General features: G+C 52.1%; 11 protein-coding genes. All 11 read left to right on the forward strand.

Annotation, left to right across the window (positions count from 1 at the left end; all coding sequences use genetic code 11):
• The first annotated feature begins 71 nt into the window (after nucleotides 1-71).
• The 11 genes from H3L95_RS13680 to H3L95_RS12255 all read left to right on the forward strand — a co-directional run bounded on the left by H3L95_RS13680 (nucleotide 72) and on the right by H3L95_RS12255 (nucleotide 16811).
• Nucleotides 72-2540 (forward strand): type VI secretion system Vgr family protein, encoded by a 2469-nt coding sequence (locus H3L95_RS13680; protein ID WP_220458538.1) that lies wholly within the window; start codon nucleotides 72-74, stop codon nucleotides 2538-2540.
• Between the two features lies 1 nt (nucleotide 2541).
• Complete coding sequence (locus tag H3L95_RS12210; protein ID WP_182096170.1) at nucleotides 2542-3942, forward strand: hypothetical protein; 1401 nt, start codon at nucleotides 2542-2544, stop codon at nucleotides 3940-3942.
• Nucleotides 3943-3948: 6 nt separating this feature from the next.
• Nucleotides 3949-4668 carry a hypothetical protein gene (locus H3L95_RS12215; protein ID WP_003762008.1) on the forward strand — a complete coding sequence of 240 codons (720 nt, stop codon included), beginning with the start codon at nucleotides 3949-3951 and terminating at the stop codon, nucleotides 4666-4668.
• A gap of 304 nt (nucleotides 4669-4972) precedes the next feature.
• Entirely contained in the window at nucleotides 4973-6427 is a 1455-nt protein-coding gene (gene mgtE, locus H3L95_RS12220; protein ID WP_003762010.1) for a magnesium transporter, read from the forward strand.
• A gap of 1203 nt (nucleotides 6428-7630) precedes the next feature.
• The gene (gene prpB, locus H3L95_RS12225; RefSeq protein WP_003762018.1) at nucleotides 7631-8506 is read left to right on the forward strand and encodes a methylisocitrate lyase; all 876 of its coding nucleotides are present in this window, start codon (nucleotides 7631-7633) and stop codon (nucleotides 8504-8506) included.
• Between the two features lie 81 nt (nucleotides 8507-8587).
• A complete protein-coding gene (gene prpC / locus H3L95_RS12230) occupies nucleotides 8588-9742 on the forward strand; it encodes a bifunctional 2-methylcitrate synthase/citrate synthase (protein WP_040669216.1) in 1155 nt (384 codons plus the stop codon).
• A 116-nt stretch (nucleotides 9743-9858) separates the two neighbouring features.
• On the forward strand, nucleotides 9859-10092 hold the full coding sequence (locus H3L95_RS13925) for a hypothetical protein (protein ID WP_003762024.1): 234 nt from the start codon (nucleotides 9859-9861) through the stop codon (nucleotides 10090-10092).
• Nucleotides 10079-10990: a DMT family transporter gene (locus H3L95_RS12240; RefSeq protein ID WP_003762026.1), complete on the forward strand. Its 912-nt coding sequence runs from the start codon at nucleotides 10079-10081 to the stop codon at nucleotides 10988-10990. Before H3L95_RS13925 ends, H3L95_RS12240 begins: the two co-directional genes overlap by 14 nt.
• A gap of 91 nt (nucleotides 10991-11081) precedes the next feature.
• Nucleotides 11082-13691 (forward strand): Fe/S-dependent 2-methylisocitrate dehydratase AcnD, encoded by a 2610-nt coding sequence (gene acnD, locus H3L95_RS12245; RefSeq protein ID WP_003762029.1) that lies wholly within the window; start codon nucleotides 11082-11084, stop codon nucleotides 13689-13691.
• A 407-nt stretch (nucleotides 13692-14098) separates the two neighbouring features.
• On the forward strand, nucleotides 14099-15268 hold the full coding sequence (gene prpF / locus H3L95_RS12250; RefSeq protein WP_003762031.1) for a 2-methylaconitate cis-trans isomerase PrpF: 1170 nt from the start codon (nucleotides 14099-14101) through the stop codon (nucleotides 15266-15268).
• A 331-nt stretch (nucleotides 15269-15599) separates the two neighbouring features.
• Nucleotides 15600-16811, forward strand: a complete 1212-nt coding sequence (locus tag H3L95_RS12255; RefSeq protein WP_040669218.1) for an acetate kinase — start codon at nucleotides 15600-15602, stop codon at nucleotides 16809-16811.
• The last annotated feature ends 628 nt before the right edge of the window (nucleotides 16812-17439 follow it).

Here is a 17439-nt window from a genome sequence, read left to right on the forward strand (position 1 = left end):
CCCATTTGCTTTACCGTTGATGACGTTCAAGTTACCATACGAACCTCATTGTCATCTTTAAATTCAACGCCATGACTGCCCGCCAATCCTACCACCTCACCTTCGCCCGTTTCTCCCCCTCACTCTCCGTCAAATCCTTCACCGCCTCCGAAGCCGCCAACACCGCCTACCGCGTCGAAATCACCGCCACCTCCGCCGATTCCTCCCTGCCGCTGTCTTCCTACCTCAACCAGCGCGCAGCATTTGAAATCCGTCCGCAGGAGGCCGTATTGTCCGAAGTAGTCAGTGCATTCGGGTCTGCTTCAGACGACCCTCCGGCGAAACAATGGCAGGGCATTGTGACTTCATGCGAGAAGCTGTCCGTCTCCAAGGATGAAACCGTTTACCGCTTTGTTTTAGAGCCGCGTTTCGCGGCTTTAAAACATTTCCAATCCTCCCGACTGTTTCAAAACCAAACCGTCCCCGACATCGTTGCCGCCGTCTTCAAACACCACGGCTTCTCCGGTGTCGACTACCGTTTCCAAAAAAGCCGCAGCTACACCGTCCGCGAGTATGTGACCCAGTATCTCGAAAGCGACTTCGCTTTTATCAACCGTCTGTGTGAAGAAGAAGGCATTTGGTATGCCTTCGAACAGCATGAACAACATGGCGACGTGGTCGTCTTCGGCGACAGTCCCGAACATTACTTCCGCGACCAAAGCCTGCCCGTTTCCTACCGTCCCCATGCCGGGCTGGAAAGCACCGGTACCGAAGCACTGTTCAACCTCAGCATCCGCCACAACCCCATCGTCGAAGGCATACGCTGTGCCGACTACAACTACCGCACTGCCGATACCGACCTCTTCGCCGAAACCGACAACAAACAATCCGAAGAATCTGCCGACAATACCGTCTTATTGGGCAAACAGCAAAACTGGGGCCTCCATCCCAAAACCCCCGACGAAGCCAAAGTTCAGACGACCCTGTTGAACGAAGCCGTCCTCTGCCGCCAAACCGTCGCCAACGGCAGCGGCAACGTCGTTTCCATGGCGCCGATGAAAGTGTTCCAAACCGATACCGCCTTCCCCGAAGCACCCGACGGCTGGCTGGTACTCAGCATGGAACACAGCGGCAGCCGCGATACCGCTTACAGCCACACCTTTACCGCCGTTCCCGCCCAACTCGCCTTCCGTCCCGAACGCACCACACCGCGCCCCCATATCGCCGGCACACTGCCCGCACGGGTGACCGCGGCGGAGAACTGCACCTACGCCTACATCGACGACATGGGCCGCTACCGCGTCAAACTCCCGTTTGATTTGGACGAATGGAGTCCCGGCGGCGAAAGCCGTCCCGTCCGACTGGCCAAACCCTATGCCGGTCCCGAATACGGCATCCACTTCCCCTTACACGAAGGCACCGAAGTCATGCTGTCCTTCGTCCAAGGCAATCCCGACCGCCCGTATATCTCCGGCGTCATGCACGACAGCGCCCATCCCGACCACATCCCTGCCGACTGGAACACAAGGAACGTCATCCGTACCTGGGCGAACAACAAACTCAGGATGGAAGACCAAAAAGGTCAGGAACACATCAAACTCGCCACCGACTATCAGAAATCCCAACTCAACCTCGGCCACATCGTCGACTCAAGTCGGGAAAAACGCGGAGAGAACGGTGAAGGCTTCGAACTCAGAACCGACGGCTGGGGTGCGGTACGGGCAGGTAAAGGCATACTCGTCAGCGCACAAAACCAAGACGCCAACGGCAAAGTGCTGGATATGGACGATGCCATTTCCCAACTCGAACAGGCACTCTCCCTCGCCAAAAGCCTGAACAAAGCCGCCCAAACCGCCAACAACCACCACACCGATGAAGAAACCCAAAGGGGTCGTCTGAAAGACGCCCTCAAAGACCTGAAAGAGGCCGGTTTGATCCAAACCGCCCCTGCCGGCATCGCTACCGCAACCCAACAAAGCCAACTGCACACCGCCAATGAAAACATTCACCTAGTCAGCGGCAACCATACCGACATCAGCGCCGGCCAAAGCCTGACCGCCCATGCGGTAGAAAGCCTCAACCTGTTTGCGCAAAGCAGCGGTATTAAGGTGCAGGCCAATCAGGGCAAAGTGGAAGTGCAGGCACAGAATGACGAGTTGCAGCTGAATGCGTTGAAGGATGCAACGTTAACCAGTAGCGCAGGAAAGATTACCATTGCGGCGAAGGAAGAGATTCTGATTACCTGCAAAGGGGCGTATATCAAACTGGCGAACGGGGAAGTGGAGATTGGTAGTCCGAAGTTGGTTAGGGTGAAGGCACCGTTGGAGGTGACGGCAGCTCAAGGGGTATATGAGATGTTTAATAGTGAAAATATTAGAGGAGAAATTAATTTGGAATATGTGGATATATATGGAAATGTTCCTAACGGAGAACCTATTTCCCTTGTGTCCAAGCAAGGTGATAAACGTGCTATCAATCTGGATCAGTTTGGAAAAGGAAAATTGAAAAACCTTGACTTCAATATGCTAACATTAACTCAGCCCAAGAGAGAGGATAAATAAAATGGCAAAAAAAAACATAAAGGAAAACCCTGCTGGACAGATGAAAGAAACGCGCTGCATTTATATCGCTGGGCAACCTGTTAAGAATGTTGTATCTGGCTGTGATTATAAGGTTGTATTAGGTGCAGTTAGGGAAGTAATCTTTAATTTTAGCCTTAAAAGTGCTAAAGAGATAACTATAGAAATAGAAAAAAATCTATCGCTTCGCAAGGATATTCAATATGTCGGTGTTTATGATATTCAAATAAAAAAACTAATTACAGAAAAGTTTACGGTCAAATCTGGTGTACCGTATCGGGTACAGGTTAGTAGGTTTTTTTCAGCAACATTTGTCGCAAAAGTAAACGGGAAAGTTATCGGCAGATATATGCCCAGGTTACTGGATCCTAAAAACTATGGAAGAGAGGCAGCCTTATGGATTGAACCCATGTATATTGGGTTTAGTGAGGTAGATATCAAAACTCCATTAGCACCGGTAGTGCAGAAGCATAATGCAGTCTCGCAGAAATGGTTAGGTACACTGCCTCAATTTAATAATGCTACTACATTAAAACCACCTTACTCCATTCAAAGTGTAAGTAACAACTTGGCTGGAATATGCAAAGCACCTCCTGAAGAGCATGCAGTAGTATTCTTATATAAACCAAAGCAGGGTGAAAGGGTATCATGGAGAGATGTTTTTGATAATAAGGAAGTGACAGTAGCTCAAATGGAAAACCAACTTAATCGCGAAGACTTTCTCGAATTAGTTAGCGTGGTTGCAGCTCTTGGTGATCCTGAAGGTGCGGCTTTATTAGGGGGTGTTGGTTTTACTAAAGACAACTTGCACTGGAAAAAAGCATTGACTCGCAAAATACAAGTAAAATGGACAAAGAAGGGTTTCTTAGCAATTGTATTTAAAGGGTACAAGCCACCTTTTAACTTTAGCTATGCAGGATTGGCGCATGATAAATTGAAAGGTATGTCTGGTGGTATGCATATTCGCGCACCCAAAAGGGTCGAGCTGCAAGCGGGGTCGCAGGGGGTAAAAAATACTGCTTTAAAAGCGGGACAAAAAGTGGGACAGGGAGTAGTTAATACAGCGAAGCAGATAAAGGGACTTGCGGCAGTCGGTTTGGTTATTGATTTTTTTGGAGACTATAAAGCAGTAATGCTAGATGAAAAAGGCAGCCGTGAAGTTGGGGAGTTGTTGGGAAGAGCTGGGGTCAGTATGTTTGCTGCGGGTGCAGGAGTTGTTTTGGGAAGTGCGGCCTTAGCTACAACGATGGCCACTCTGGCTGCATTAGGGGTTACTCTTTCTGCGGGGGCTGTATTAGTTATAGGTCTTGTAGTAGTCATGGCTGTGGGTTATGGATTATCTATGGCCTCTAATTATATAAAAAATCAACTTTGGGGAACTTGAGTAAAAATGAAAGGACGGCATAATTTCGCACTTTTGAGATTTGATGCAAAAGCCATTATAGAAACTAAAAAGAACTTTGGTCGATACTATTTTATTAAAATAGCTTTCCTATTTTTGGGGTTACAAGAAATCTTTGCAGTTTTTTTATTTCCTGATATTTGGAAAGTAGAGAAAAGGGCAATAATAGGTCTGATATTAATAATATCAGAAATTATCTACTTAGTTTTATTTTTTTATGTTAGAAAAATATTGTCTTCCAGCCCGCTTAGTAAAATGTTTTTTCAGTCAGTTTTTTTAAATCTAGGTGTGATAATAAATATACTGGTTATCTCCCCCTTTATTTTAAGTGCTTATCTGAAAGGATCGAAATTATTTGACTATTACTTATACGGTTTATTGGGAATGTTTTTCCTAGCTTTGATTTATGTTATTCAATTGGATTGTAAGCAACTTATTGACAATAGTTTGAATAAAAAAAACGTAGAAATAATCACGTTTGAACCTGATGGAGTATTTTGGCCCCTGAGTAGATGTACACCTATTATATGGGTACCATACGTTTTAGGAAGTATTTGTTTAATATTTGGATTTTTGTTGCGTAATGGTCCCAAAGCAGAGTACTATATAACATCAGGCATGTTGATATGTTCTGCCACATTCCTGTATTCTGAATTCTGCTATTTTTGGTTGTGGATTAAATACCGGTTGGAGAAAATAAGCAATTAATGGTAAGGATATCTCGGCTAGACAAAATGTATTGAGTAATCGACAAGCAAAAATTGGATTGAAAACCCAACATATCAAGGTCGTCTGAAATCTAAGGTCTCAGACGACCTTTTCAGTTAAAAATAGTAAACCGCCTCGAAACGCGGTAAAATACGCTCCGTTTCCAACACGACGCCTGAATCAGTAGGCTTTTATTATGGACCTTCCCAGTTCGTTTTTACTGAACTTCCCTTCCGGTTTATCCCGAAATACACGATAACCATCCCGCCGAAATGCCCTCCCGCATCCGGCGGGCGGAGCATTTATGAGCATCGAACAAACCCCTCCGAACCTTGAAAACGACAGTATCGAAAGCGACGTAGAGCGCGTTTCCGCCGATTTCGACCGTATCCACGCGCTGTGCGAAATCCTCTCGCCCGCCTTCCCGCAGATTGAGGAAGGCGTGCCGATTGAGGACGAGGCGTTGCGCGAGAAATTTACCGAGCTGACCGTCCTTTTGAACGAGCTGCACCCTGCCGACGTGGCGGCGGTGTTGGAATCGTTGCCGCCGCGCGAGCGTAATATCGTCTGGCTTCTGGTTACGCCTGAAGACGACGGCGAAGTGTTGCTGGAAGTCTCCGACGCGGTGCGCGAAACGCTGATCGAGTCGATGGACAAAGACGAGCTGTTGGCGGCAGTCGATGACTTGGACGCGGACGAACTGGCGGAGCTGGCGGGCGATTTGCCGCACCAAGTGGTTTATGAAGCCTTGCAGACGCGCGACGAGGAAGAGCGCGCCCAAGTCAAGGCGGCGATGTCGTATGAAGACAACCAAGTCGGTGCGATTATGGACTTCGAGTTGGTCAGCATCCGCGCCGACGTTACTTGTGAAGTGGTGCTGCGTTACCTGCGCCGTTTCGAGAGCCTGCCCGACCATACCGACAAGATTTTCGTGGTCGATGAAAACGACATCCTGCAAGGCGTGTTGCCCATCCGCAAACTTTTGGTCGCCGATCCCGAAGACTTGGTGGCGGACGTGATGGCGACCGAAGTCGTGCGCTTCCGTCCCGAAGACGACGTAGAAGAGGCGGCGCAGGCGTTCGAACGTTATGACTTGGTGACCGCGCCTGTAGTCGATGAAAACAAAAAGCTCATCGGCAGGATTACCATCGACGAGATGGTGGACGTTATCCGTGAAGAATCGGAAGCGGATATGTTGAACATGGCGGGTTTGCAGGAAGAGGAAGATTTGTTTGCGCCCGTCTGGGATTCAGTGAAAAACCGCTGGATGTGGCTTGCCGTCAACCTCTGCACTGCCTTTCTCGCCAGCCGCGTTATCGGCGCGTTTGAAGGCAGTATCGAAAAAATCGTCGCACTCGCCGCGCTGATGCCCATCGTCGCCGGTATCGGCGGCAACTCCGGCAACCAAACCATCACCATGATTGTCCGCGCGATGGCGATGGGGCAGTTGACAGGGATGCAGGCGGGACGGTTGTTGAAAAAAGAAGTCGGCGTCGCTTTGGTCAACGGCATCATCTGGGGAACGGTCATGGGCGTGGTGTCATGGCTGCTGTACGGCAGCATCGGCATCGGCTTGGTGATGGTCGCCGCAATGACGTTGAACCTTTTGCTCGCCGCCACAGTCGGCGTACTCATCCCTGTCATCATGGAAAAATACGGCCGCGACCCTGCCTTGGGCAGCTCGGTACTGATTACGGCGGTAACGGATTCCGGTGGTTTTCTGATTTTCTTGGGGCTGGCAACGATGTTTTTGCTGTGAGGTCGTCTGAAAAGCGGACGGGAAAGATAAAAGGTCGTCTGAAACCATGTGATTACGGGTTTCAGACGACCTTTTTAACTTTTATGGTGGATGAGCGTGAATTGAAGATAAACAAAAAACTTCCCCATTAATACAAAAAACTTCCTTGACAGGTAAATTCGGCGGGGCTGTGAGTAGGACGCTGCGATACCTGCCGTGGATTGTAGCGTGGGCTTTGCCCACGAAATCGATGGCTTGGTTTCCGAGTCGGGCGATAAATAGTATTGTTTTTTTCGTGGGCGAAGCCCACGCTACGGCTGGGTGTGGATAGGTCGTTTGAAATCATAGGGTTACGATTTTCAGACGACCTTTTTATATTTAAAACTACACATGACTACATTTTTAAATATTGTTATTGTTGTTTTTAAATCAGAGTGTTGTTCTGATTTTGGTCGTCTGAAAGTGAGTGGGTCCAAAATCTGGTGGTTTGGGCGGTGAGGATGCCTATTTTCGTACTTGAATAAAAATTCCTAATAAATGAATTAATTATATTTGTTTTTGAGATAGATTGTTTAAAAACGTTCTGATTGGTTGATAGCGATGTAGGCTTTTTCAGCTAAGGGTTTGGGGTGTTTTGAGGCGGGAGTTTGGGGTTTTGTTTCTGAAGTATTGTTCATTAATGATTGAATTTTTTAAAAATATTTTAGAAAAAGTGTTTGACAGCCTGAAAATTATTTTTTAAATTTGTCCATACTTATAAAAACTACATCGCACTACAAAGGAACCCTATCATGAATCTGTACCAAACTTCTCCGTCTTGTTATAGATTGTCTTCTATCTCTGCCGCATCCGTCGCCGTCTGCTTTTGGGCAGTCGCGGCGGTCTGACGGCTCTTCGCCCGAATCAGGGTTTCCGCATTTCTGCGGACGGTTTGGGTTTTGAAAATTCTGTCTTTCCAACTGTATTTCCTTTCCGAATTTAAAAATTATTAAAAATTTTATTTATATACCTCCGCTTCAGCCGAATTGTTTGTATTGAATTTATTAACTAATTGTTTTTATTGATTTTTATTTTCAGACGACCTGATGGGTTTGGGTTTTGAAAGGTCGTCTGAAAACGGTTTTGAAACCATTGTTTCTATTTGAACGGTTCGTTTCGGGTTTCGCGGAAACCGGGCCGTTGAGTCGATACTGAAAAAAATCTAATCTACAAAGGAGAAATATCATGAGCCAACTTTCTGCCGGCACCCGTTTCCGCCAAGCTGTGAAGGAGTCGAATCCCCTTGCCGTGGTCGGCTGTGTGAACGCTTATTTTGCGCGGCTGGCGACGCAGAGCGGGTTTAAGGCGGTGTATCTGTCGGGCGGCGGCGTGGCGGCCTGTTCGTGCGGGATTCCGGATTTGGGCATCACCACGATGGAAGATGTGCTGATTGATGCGCGGCGGATTACGGACAATGTGGATACGCCTTTGCTGGTGGACATCGATGTCGGCTGGGGCGGGGCGTTCAATATCGCGCGCACGATTCGCAACTTCGAGCGTGCGGGTGTGGCGGCGGTGCATATCGAAGATCAGGTGGCGCAGAAGCGTTGCGGTCATCGTCCGAACAAGGCCATTGTTTCTAAAGATGAAATGGTAGACCGCATTAAAGCCGCCGTGGATGCGCGCACGGATGAGAATTTTGTGATTATGGCGCGGACGGACGCGCTGGCGGTGGAAGGTTTGGATGCCGCCATCGAGCGGGCGCAGGCTTGCGTGGAAGCGGGCGCGGACATGATTTTCCCCGAAGCGATGACGGATTTGGTGATGTACCGGCAATTTGCGGACGCGGTGAAAGTGCCCGTGTTGGCGAACATTACCGAATTCGGCGCGACGCCGCTTTATACGCAGCGCGAGCTGGCGGACAACGGCGTGTCGCTGGTGCTGTATCCGCTCTCGTCGTTCCGCGCCGCGAGCAAGGCCGCGCTGAATGTTTATGAGGCGATTATGCGCGACGGCACGCAGGCGGCGGTGGTCGATACCATGCAGACCCGCGCGGAGCTTTACGAGCATTTGAATTATCACGACTTCGAGCAGAAGCTGGATAAATTGTTTCAGAAGTAAAAAACCGTTTTCAGACGACCCTCAACCTTCAATAGGTCGTATGAAAACCCAAACCCCATAAAAACACAAAGGAGAAATACCATGACTGCAACCCCCGAAACCCCGACCTTCAAACCGAAAAAATCCGTCGCCCTCTCCGGCGTGGCTGCGGGCAACACCGCGCTGTGTACCGTCGGCCGCACCGGCAACGATTTGAGCTACCGCGGTTACGACATCCTCGATTTGGCGCAGAAATGCGAGTTTGAAGAAGTCGCCTACCTGCTGATTCACGGCCACCTGCCCAACAAATTCGAACTCGCCGCCTACAAAGCCAAGCTCAAATCCATGCGCGGCCTGCCTATCCGCGTGATTAAGGTTTTGGAAAGCCTGCCCGCTCACACGCATCCGATGGACGTCATGCGTACCGGCGTGTCCATGCTCGGCTGTGTTCATCCCGAACGCGAAAGCCACCCCGAAAGCGAAGCGCGCGACATTGCGGACAAACTCATCGCCAGCCTCGGCAGTATCCTGCTCTACTGGTACCAATATTCGCACAACGGCAAACGCATCGACGTTGAAAGCAAAGAAGACACTATCGGCGGCCACTTCCTGCACCTGTTGCACGGCAAACGCCCGACCGAATCGCAGATTAAAGCCATGCACGTTTCGCTGATTCTGTATGCCGAACACGAATTCAACGCCTCCACCTTCACCGCCCGCGTGATTGCCGGTACGGGTTCGGATATGTATTCCTGCATCACCGGCGCCATCGGCGCGCTTAAAGGTCCGAAACACGGCGGCGCGAACGAAGTCGCCTACGACATCCAAAAACGCTACCGCAACGCCGACGAAGCCGAAGCCGACATCCGCGAACGCATCGCCCGCAAAGAAATCGTTATCGGGTTCGGCCATCCGGTTTACACCATTTCCGACCCGCGCAACGTCGTGATTAAAGAAGTGGCGCGCGGTTTGAGCCGGGAAGCGGGCGACATGCGCCTCTTCGACATCGCCGAACGCTTGGAGAGCGTGATGTGGGAAGAGAAAAAAATGTTCCCGAACTTAGACTGGTTCTCCGCCGTGTCCTACCAAAAACTCGGCGTCCCGACCGCCATGTTCACGCCGCTCTTCGTGATTTCGCGCTCCACCGGCTGGGCGGCACACGTCCTCGAACAGCGCAAAGACGGCAAAATCATCCGTCCGAGCGCGAACTACACCGGCCCTGAAGACTTGGCGTTTGTGGAAATGGAAGCACGCTGAGACGGACAACAACCGTAGGAGACCACCAATCGGATTTCAGACGACGTGTAGCGCGGGCGTTGCCCGCGGAAAACCGAAACCCGCCTACGGTTCCGCTTTTCAGACGACCTGTTGAAATGTGCGAGAGAGAAGGTCGTCTGAAAAACCAGCCGCAACGTCTGCCGTCATTCCCGCCCCCGCCTAAGCGAGGACAGGCCGCGGCGGGAATGGCGGAGGCAGCGCGGCAACTTTCTGAAATAAAGGCGTTTGATTATCAAGAGGTAAATAAAGATTTTGGAGGGATTTTCTTTTCGAAAAACAATAATGCACCTATGTGGAAAGTATTATGGAGTAAATATGAAGCTGCCTGATTTAATGATGGGAATATTCTTGGCAGTTTCTGCAGCCCTTCTGAATGCAACTATCGGTATATTCAGTAAGGTATTAATGGAGCAAGGCTTGTCTGTTCAGCATATTGCATTTTTGAAAACTTTGACAGGTTTTGTGTTTATCAGCATTTTGCTTTGCCGTACCGGTTTTACCAGACAGATTGCGGATATTTCAAAAAAGAAAGAGGCAATCTTGCCGTTGCTGTTAAAAGTAGCAATTTGTGCTTTTTTCGGAATTTACACTTTGTTTTTCTTTGAAACCACCGCTTATCAATACGGTAATGCTGCGAATGTAGTAGTTGTATTAATGGCATCGGCTGCTGTATCTGCCTTGATATTGGACAGCATACTATTAGACGAACGTATTTATATTTCTTCAGTCGTCGGTGTGGGTTTGGCAGTATCGGGGATCGCGGTGATTTCTTGGACTGGAGAAGGAAATTTAGGGTTGATTCTGAATGCCGCACTGGCGGGCTCGGGTTACGGTTGTTTTTCCGTTTTGATTAAAAAATTCGGCTTAAACGGCGGTATTTATTTGACACGGATCTTGATGTTTTTTGGAAGTATTTTCTTGTTTATCCCTTCATTGGAAGGTATTGAGGATATACATTGGCAATGGTCTTTTATTCCGCCACTCTTGGCACTGTCTTTATTGCCGACGATTTTAGGATTTTATTGTACAACTAAAGCATTGGATTATTTGAGTGCCGCGAAGGTGCAGGTAACTGAATTGGCCGAGCCATTATTTGCCGCCGTACTGGCTTGGATGTTTTTGAATGAAATACCGGAAGGACGCTTCTTTGTCGGCGCTATTCTGATTATTGCCGGTATTGTGTCTATCAATGGATTGTATAGACCATTGTTGAAGCGAGTTGAATAGTTTTTATTTCCCAAGATTTCAGACGACCCCTTCAAAAACGTCGTCTGAAACCCCAAACCACAAGAAAAATAGATCCACAGGAGAACTGAACATGGCTGCCAACCAACGTTACCGCAAACCGCTGCCCGGTACGGATTTGGAATACTACGACGCGCGTGCGGCGTGTGAGGACATTCAAGCTGGCTCTTACGACAAGCTGCCTTACACGAGCCGTATTTTGGCGGAGAACTTGGTCAACCGCGCGGACAAAGTCGATTTGCCGACGCTGCAAAGCTGGCTGGGCCAGTTGATAGAAGGCAAGCAGGAAATCGATTTTCCGTGGTATCCCGCGCGGGTGGTGTGCCACGATATTCTGGGGCAGACCGCGCTGGTGGATTTGGCGGGTTTGCGCGATGCGATTGCAGAGAAGGGCGGCAATCCTGCCAAAGTGAATCCGGTGGTGCAGACGCAGCTTATCGTCGATCACTCGCTGGCGGTGGAGTGCGGCGGCTACGACCCCGATGCGTTCCGCAAAAACCGCGAAATCGAAGACCGCCGCAACGAAGACCGTTTCCACTTTATCAACTGGACGAAAACCGCCTTTGAAAATGTGGACGTGATTCCGGCGGGCAACGGCATCATGCACCAAATCAATCTGGAAAAAATGTCGCCCGTCGTCCAAGTCAAAAACGGCGTGGCGTTCCCTGATACCTGCGTCGGTACAGACTCACATACACCGCACGTTGACGCGCTGGGCGTGATTTCCGTGGGCGTGGGCGGTTTGGAAGCGGAAACGGTAATGCTGGGGCGCGCGTCCATGATGCGCCTGCCGGATATTGTCGGCGTGGAGCTGACGGGCAAACGGCAGGCGGGCATTACGGCGACAGATATTGTGTTGGCGCTGACCGAGTTTCTGCGCAAAGAACGCGTGGTCGGGGCGTTTGTCGAATTTTTCGGCGAGGGCGCAAGAAGCCTGTCCATCGGCGACCGCGCGACCATTTCCAACATGACGCCGGAGTTCGGTGCGACTGCCGCCATGTTCGCCATCGACGCGCAAACCATTGATTATTTGAAACTGACCGGACGCGACGACGCGCAGGTGAAATTGGTGGAAACCTACGCCAAAACCGCCGGACTGTGGGCGGACGATCTGAAAACCGCCGTTTATCCGCGCGTGTTGCAGTTTGATTTGAGCAGCGTAACGCGCAACATGGCAGGTCCGAGCAACCCGCACGCGCGTTTTGCCACCGTCGATTTGGCGGCGAAAGGGCTGGCGAAGCCTTACGAAGAGCCTTCAGACGGCCTCATGCCCGACGGCGCGGTCATCATCGCTGCGATTACCAGTTGCACCAACACCTCCAACCCGCGCAACGTCGTTGCCGCCGCGCTCTTGGCGCGCAACGCCAACCGCTTCGGGCTGAAACGCAAACCGTGGGTCAAAACCTCGTTCGCCCCCGGCTCGAAAGTGGCGGAAATCTATTTGAAAGAAGCAGGCCTGCTGCCCGAAATGGAAAAACTCGGCTTCGGCATCGTCGCCTTCGCCTGCACTACCTGCAACGGCATGAGCGGCGCGCTCGACCCGAAAATCCAGCAGGAAATCATAGACCGCGATTTGTACGCCACCGCCGTACTGTCGGGCAACCGCAACTTCGACGGCCGCATCCACCCGTATGCGAAACAGGCTTTCCTCGCTTCGCCCCCGCTGGTGGTGGCATACGCCGTCGCAGGCAGCATCCGTTTCGATATTGAAAACGACGTACTCGGCATTTCAGACGACGGCAAGGAAATCCGCCTGAAAGACATCTGGCCGACCGACGAAGAAATCGATGCCGTCGTTGCCGAATATGTGAAACCGCAGCAATTCCGCGACGTGTATGTACCGATGTTCGACACCGGCAAAGCGCAAAAAGCCCCGAGTCCGCTGTACGACTGGCGTCCGATGTCCACCTACATCCGCCGTCCGCCCTATTGGGAAGGCGCGCTGGCGGGCGAACGCAGCCTGACGGGAATGCGCCCCTTGGCGATTCTGCCCGACAACATCACCACCGACCACATTTCGCCGTCCAACGCGATTCTGGCGGCGAGTGCGGCGGGCGAATATCTGGCGAAAATGGGTTTGCCCGAAGAAGACTTCAATTCCTACGCCACCCACCGCGGCGACCACCTCACCGCCCAACGCGCCACTTTCGCCAATCCCAAATTGTTTAACGAAATGGTGAAAAACGAAGACGGCAGCGTGCGCCAAGGCTCGCTCGCCCGCGTCGAACCCGAAGGCGAAACCATGCGCATGTGGGAAGCCATCGAAACCTATATGAACCGCAAACAGCCGCTCATCATCATCGCCGGCGCGGACTACGGACAAGGCTCCAGCCGTGACTGGGCGGCGAAAGGCGTGCGGCTGGCGGGCGTAGAAGCCATCGCCGCCGAAGGTTTCGAGCGCATCCACCGCACCAACCTCATCGGCATGGGCGTCTTGCCGCTGCAATTTAAACCCGGCACCAACCGCCACACCCTGCAACTGGACGGTACGGAAACCTACGACGTGGTCGGCGAACGCAAACCGCGCGGCGACCTGACACTCGTCATCCACCGCAAAAACGGCGAAACCGTCGAAGTCCCCGTTACCTGCCGCCTTGATACCGCAGAGGAGGTGCTGGTGTACGAAGCCGGCGGCGTGCTGCAACGGTTTGCACAGGATTTTTTGGAAGGGAACGCGGCGTAGAGGTCGTCTGAAAAGCAAGACGTAGCGTGGGTCGGGTTCAACATTTTGCTCATTCACGTAATTCCCGATATGGCAGGCATCTACTGTAAATCGTCATTCCCGCGCAGGCGGGAATCCAGAAAGTGGAATTGAGGAAACCTTTTTATCCGATGAGTTTCTGTGCGGATAAGTCTGGATTCCCGCCTACGCGGGAATGACGGGGTTTAATAGTCTGCCGTATCACAACACAGCAGCCGTAGATTGGGGCGAACCCCGACATTTTGCGGAAGCAAACGGCTTTGGCGGAGTGGCAGCCTAATGTACTTCTGGAAAGTGGGTGTAGCGTGGGCTTTGTCCACGAAATAAAGGCTAAATTGACACGGTAAAAATCGTGGGCAGAGCCCACGCTACATAAGGAGAATCCAAAAATGCCGCAAATCAAAATCCCCGCCGTTTACTACCGCGGCGGCACATCAAAAGGCGTGTTTTTCAAACGTTCCGACCTGCCCGAGGCGGCGCGGGAAGCGGGCAGCGCGCGCGACAAAATCCTGTTGCGCGTACTCGGCAGTCCCGATCCTTACGGCAAGCAGATAGACGGTTTGGGCAACGCCAGCTCGTCGACCAGCAAGGCGGTGATTTTGGACAAGTCCGAACGCGCCGACCACGATGTCGATTACCTTTTCGGGCAAGTTTCCATCGACAAGCCTTTCGTCGATTGGAGCGGCAACTGCGGCAACCTTACCGCCGCCGTGGGCGCGTTCGCCATCGAACAGGGCTTGGTCGATAAAGGCAAAATTCCTTCAGACGGCATCTGCACGGTCAAAATCTGGCAGAAAAACATCGGCAAAACCATCATCGCCCATGTTCCGATGCAAAACGGCGAAGTCTTGGAAACAGGTGATTTTGAGCTGGACGGCGTTACCTTTCCCGCCGCCGAAGTGCAAATCGAATTCCTCGATCCCGCCGACGGCGAAGGCAGCATGTTTCCGACCGGCAATCTGGTGGACGAGCTGGACGTTCCGGACATAGGTCGTCTGAAAGCCACGCTCATCAACGCGGGCATTCCGACCGTTTTCCTGAACGCCGCCGACTTGGGCTACACGGGCAAAGAGTTGCAGGACGACATCAACAACGATGCCGCCGCGCTGGAAAAATTCGAGAAAATCCGCGCTTACGGCGCGCTGAAAATGGGCTTGATTAACGACGTGTCCGAAGCCGCCGCCCGCGCGCACACGCCGAAAGTCGCCTTCGTCGCGCCCGCCGCCGATTACACCGCCTCCAGCGGCAAAACCGTGAACGCCGCCGATATCGATTTGTTGGTACGCGCCCTGAGCATGGGCAAACTGCACCATGCCATGATGGGCACCGCCTCGGTCGCCATCGCCGCTGCTGCTGCCGTACCTGGTACGCTGGTCAACCTTGCCGCCGGCGGCGGAACGCGCAACGAAGTGCGCTTCGGCCATCCTTCCGGCACATTGCGCGTCGGCGCGGCGGCAGAGTGTTCGGACGGCATCTGGGTGGTGAAAAAAGCCGTCATGAGCCGCAGCGCGCGCGTGATTATGGAAGGGCGGGTGCGCGTTCCCGATGATTGTTTTTGAAATCATGTAGGACGGACATCACTGTCCACTGTTTCAGACGACATTTGATAAAGGATTGCAATAAAGCCGAATAGTCTAACCGCCGTCATTCCCGTCCCCGCCTACGCGAGAACAGGCTGTGGCGGGAATCCACAGTCGATATTCTGTTTCCTGATTTATTAGAGCTTGCTTGTTAGCAAATATGGATTCCCATCTACGCGGGAATGACGATAGAAAATGCGGCATAAGCTTTGCCCAAAGAGGCCGTCTGAAACACATCCCGCCCAACGCCCATCCTTTTTCAGACGACCCTCACCCAAAAAAACAACCACAAACTACAAGGAGAAACATCATGTCCGACCAACTCATCCTCGTTCTGAACTGCGGCAGTTCCTCGCTCAAAGGTGCCGTTATCGACCGCAAAAACGGCAGCGTCGTCCTAAGCTGCCTCGGCGAGCGTCTGACCACGCCCGAAGCCGTCATTACCTTCAACAAAGACGGCAACAAACGCCAAGTTCCCCTGACCGGCCGCAACTGCCACGCCGGCGCGGTAGGTATGCTGTTGAACGAACTGGAAAAACACGGCCTGCACGACCGCATCAAAGCCATCGGCCACCGCATCGCCCACGGCGGCGAAAAATATCACGAGTCCGTCCTCATCGACCAAGACGTACTCGACGAACTGAAAGCCTGCATCCCGCTCGCCCCGCTGCACAACCCCGCCAACATCAGCGGTATCCTCGCCGCGCAGGAACACTTCCCCGGCCTGCCCAACGTCGGCGTGATGGACACCTCGTTCCACCAAACCATGCCCGAACGCGCCTACACCTACGCCGTGCCGCGCGAATTGCGCAAAAAACACGCCTTCCGCCGCTACGGTTTCCACGGCACCAGCATGCGCTACGTCGCCCCCGAAGCCGCGCGGATTTTGGGCAAACCGCTGGAAGATTTGCGCATGATCGTCGCCCACCTCGGCAACGGCGCGTCCATCACCGCCATCCGAAACGGCAAATCCGTCGATACCAGCATGGGCTTCACCCCCATCGAAGGCCTCGTCATGGGCACCCGCTGCGGCGACATCGACCCCGGCGTGTACAGCTACCTGACCGCCCATGCCGGCATGAACATCGAGCAAGTCGATGAAATGTTGAACAAAAAATCAGGATTGCTCGGCATCTCCGAACTCTCCAACGACTGCCGCACCCTCGAAATCGCCGCCGACGAAGGCCACGAAGGCGCACGCCTCGCCCTCGAAGTCATGACCTACCGCCTCGCCAAATACATCGCCTCGATGTCGGTCGCCTGCGGCGGCATAGACGCCCTCGTCTTCACCGGCGGCATCGGCGAAAACTCCCGCAACATCCGCGCCAAAACCGTTGCCTACCTCGACTATTTGGGACTGCACATCGACACCAAAGCCAATATGGAAAAACGCTACGGCAATTCAGGCATCATCAGCCCGACAGGTTCCATGCCCGCCGTTTTGGTCGTGCCGACCAACGAAGAGTTAATGATCGCCCTCGATACCGCCGCACTGGCAGGCTTTTTGCAAGAAGCAGGCTAGGGGTTAGGGCAGAGCATTTTTGAAAGAGAAAAGAGGTCGTCTGAAAGATGGGTTTCAGACGACCTCTTTGCCGTATCAGCAATCCTGTTCCTTCCCCCGTCCGGCGGGGGAAGGCTAGGATGGGGGTGGTTTTACAGGTTTAGGTAAATAAAACTCGTGCAGTCCATAGAGCCACCCTCTCCCCAGCCCTCTCCCGCCAGACGGGAGAGGGGGCAGGTTGCGGTAGATGTGGAAAAGTATGGAAGGGGATAGTGGCGGATGTGAGATGGTTGCTGTTATTAAAACTTATTGAATGAGGTCGTCTGAAATCTAAAATCCTTATTTTCAGACGACCTCTTTGCCGTATCAGCAATTCTGTTCCTTCCCCCCCGTCCGGCGGGAGAAGGTTAGGATGGGGGTGGCTTTGTGGCTTGGGAAAAATTAAATTCGTGCAGCCCATAGAGCTACCCTCTCCCCAGCCCTCTCCCGCCAGACGGGAGAGGGGGCAGGTTGCGGTAGATGTGGAAAAGTATGGAAGGGGATAGCGGCGGATGTGAGATGGTTGCTGTTATTTGAACTCATTAAACGAGGTCGTCTGAAACCTCATAAATTGTAATTTTTAGACGACCTCTTCGATTTATCAGCAATT

The sequence above is a fragment of the Neisseria sicca genome (assembly GCF_014054945.1).
Lineage (GTDB): Bacteria > Pseudomonadota > Gammaproteobacteria > Burkholderiales > Neisseriaceae > Neisseria > Neisseria sicca.

Excerpts from the sequence above, each read along its gene's own strand:
- H3L95_RS13680 (WP_220458538.1), top strand. The coding sequence starts at position 72 with ATGACTGCCCGCCAATCCTACCACCTCACCTTCGCCCGTTTCTCCCCC.
- H3L95_RS12210 (WP_182096170.1), top strand. The coding sequence starts at position 2,542 with ATGGCAAAAAAAAACATAAAGGAAAACCCTGCTGGACAGATGAAAGAA.
- H3L95_RS12215 (WP_003762008.1), top strand. The coding sequence starts at position 3,949 with ATGAAAGGACGGCATAATTTCGCACTTTTGAGATTTGATGCAAAAGCC.
- mgtE (WP_003762010.1), top strand. The coding sequence starts at position 4,973 with ATGAGCATCGAACAAACCCCTCCGAACCTTGAAAACGACAGTATCGAA.
- prpB (WP_003762018.1), top strand. The coding sequence starts at position 7,631 with ATGAGCCAACTTTCTGCCGGCACCCGTTTCCGCCAAGCTGTGAAGGAG.
- prpC (WP_040669216.1), top strand. The coding sequence starts at position 8,588 with ATGACTGCAACCCCCGAAACCCCGACCTTCAAACCGAAAAAATCCGTC.
- H3L95_RS13925 (WP_003762024.1), top strand. The coding sequence starts at position 9,859 with ATGTGCGAGAGAGAAGGTCGTCTGAAAAACCAGCCGCAACGTCTGCCG.
- H3L95_RS12240 (WP_003762026.1), top strand. The coding sequence starts at position 10,079 with ATGAAGCTGCCTGATTTAATGATGGGAATATTCTTGGCAGTTTCTGCA.
- acnD (WP_003762029.1), top strand. The coding sequence starts at position 11,082 with ATGGCTGCCAACCAACGTTACCGCAAACCGCTGCCCGGTACGGATTTG.
- prpF (WP_003762031.1), top strand. The coding sequence starts at position 14,099 with ATGCCGCAAATCAAAATCCCCGCCGTTTACTACCGCGGCGGCACATCA.
- H3L95_RS12255 (WP_040669218.1), top strand. The coding sequence starts at position 15,600 with ATGTCCGACCAACTCATCCTCGTTCTGAACTGCGGCAGTTCCTCGCTC.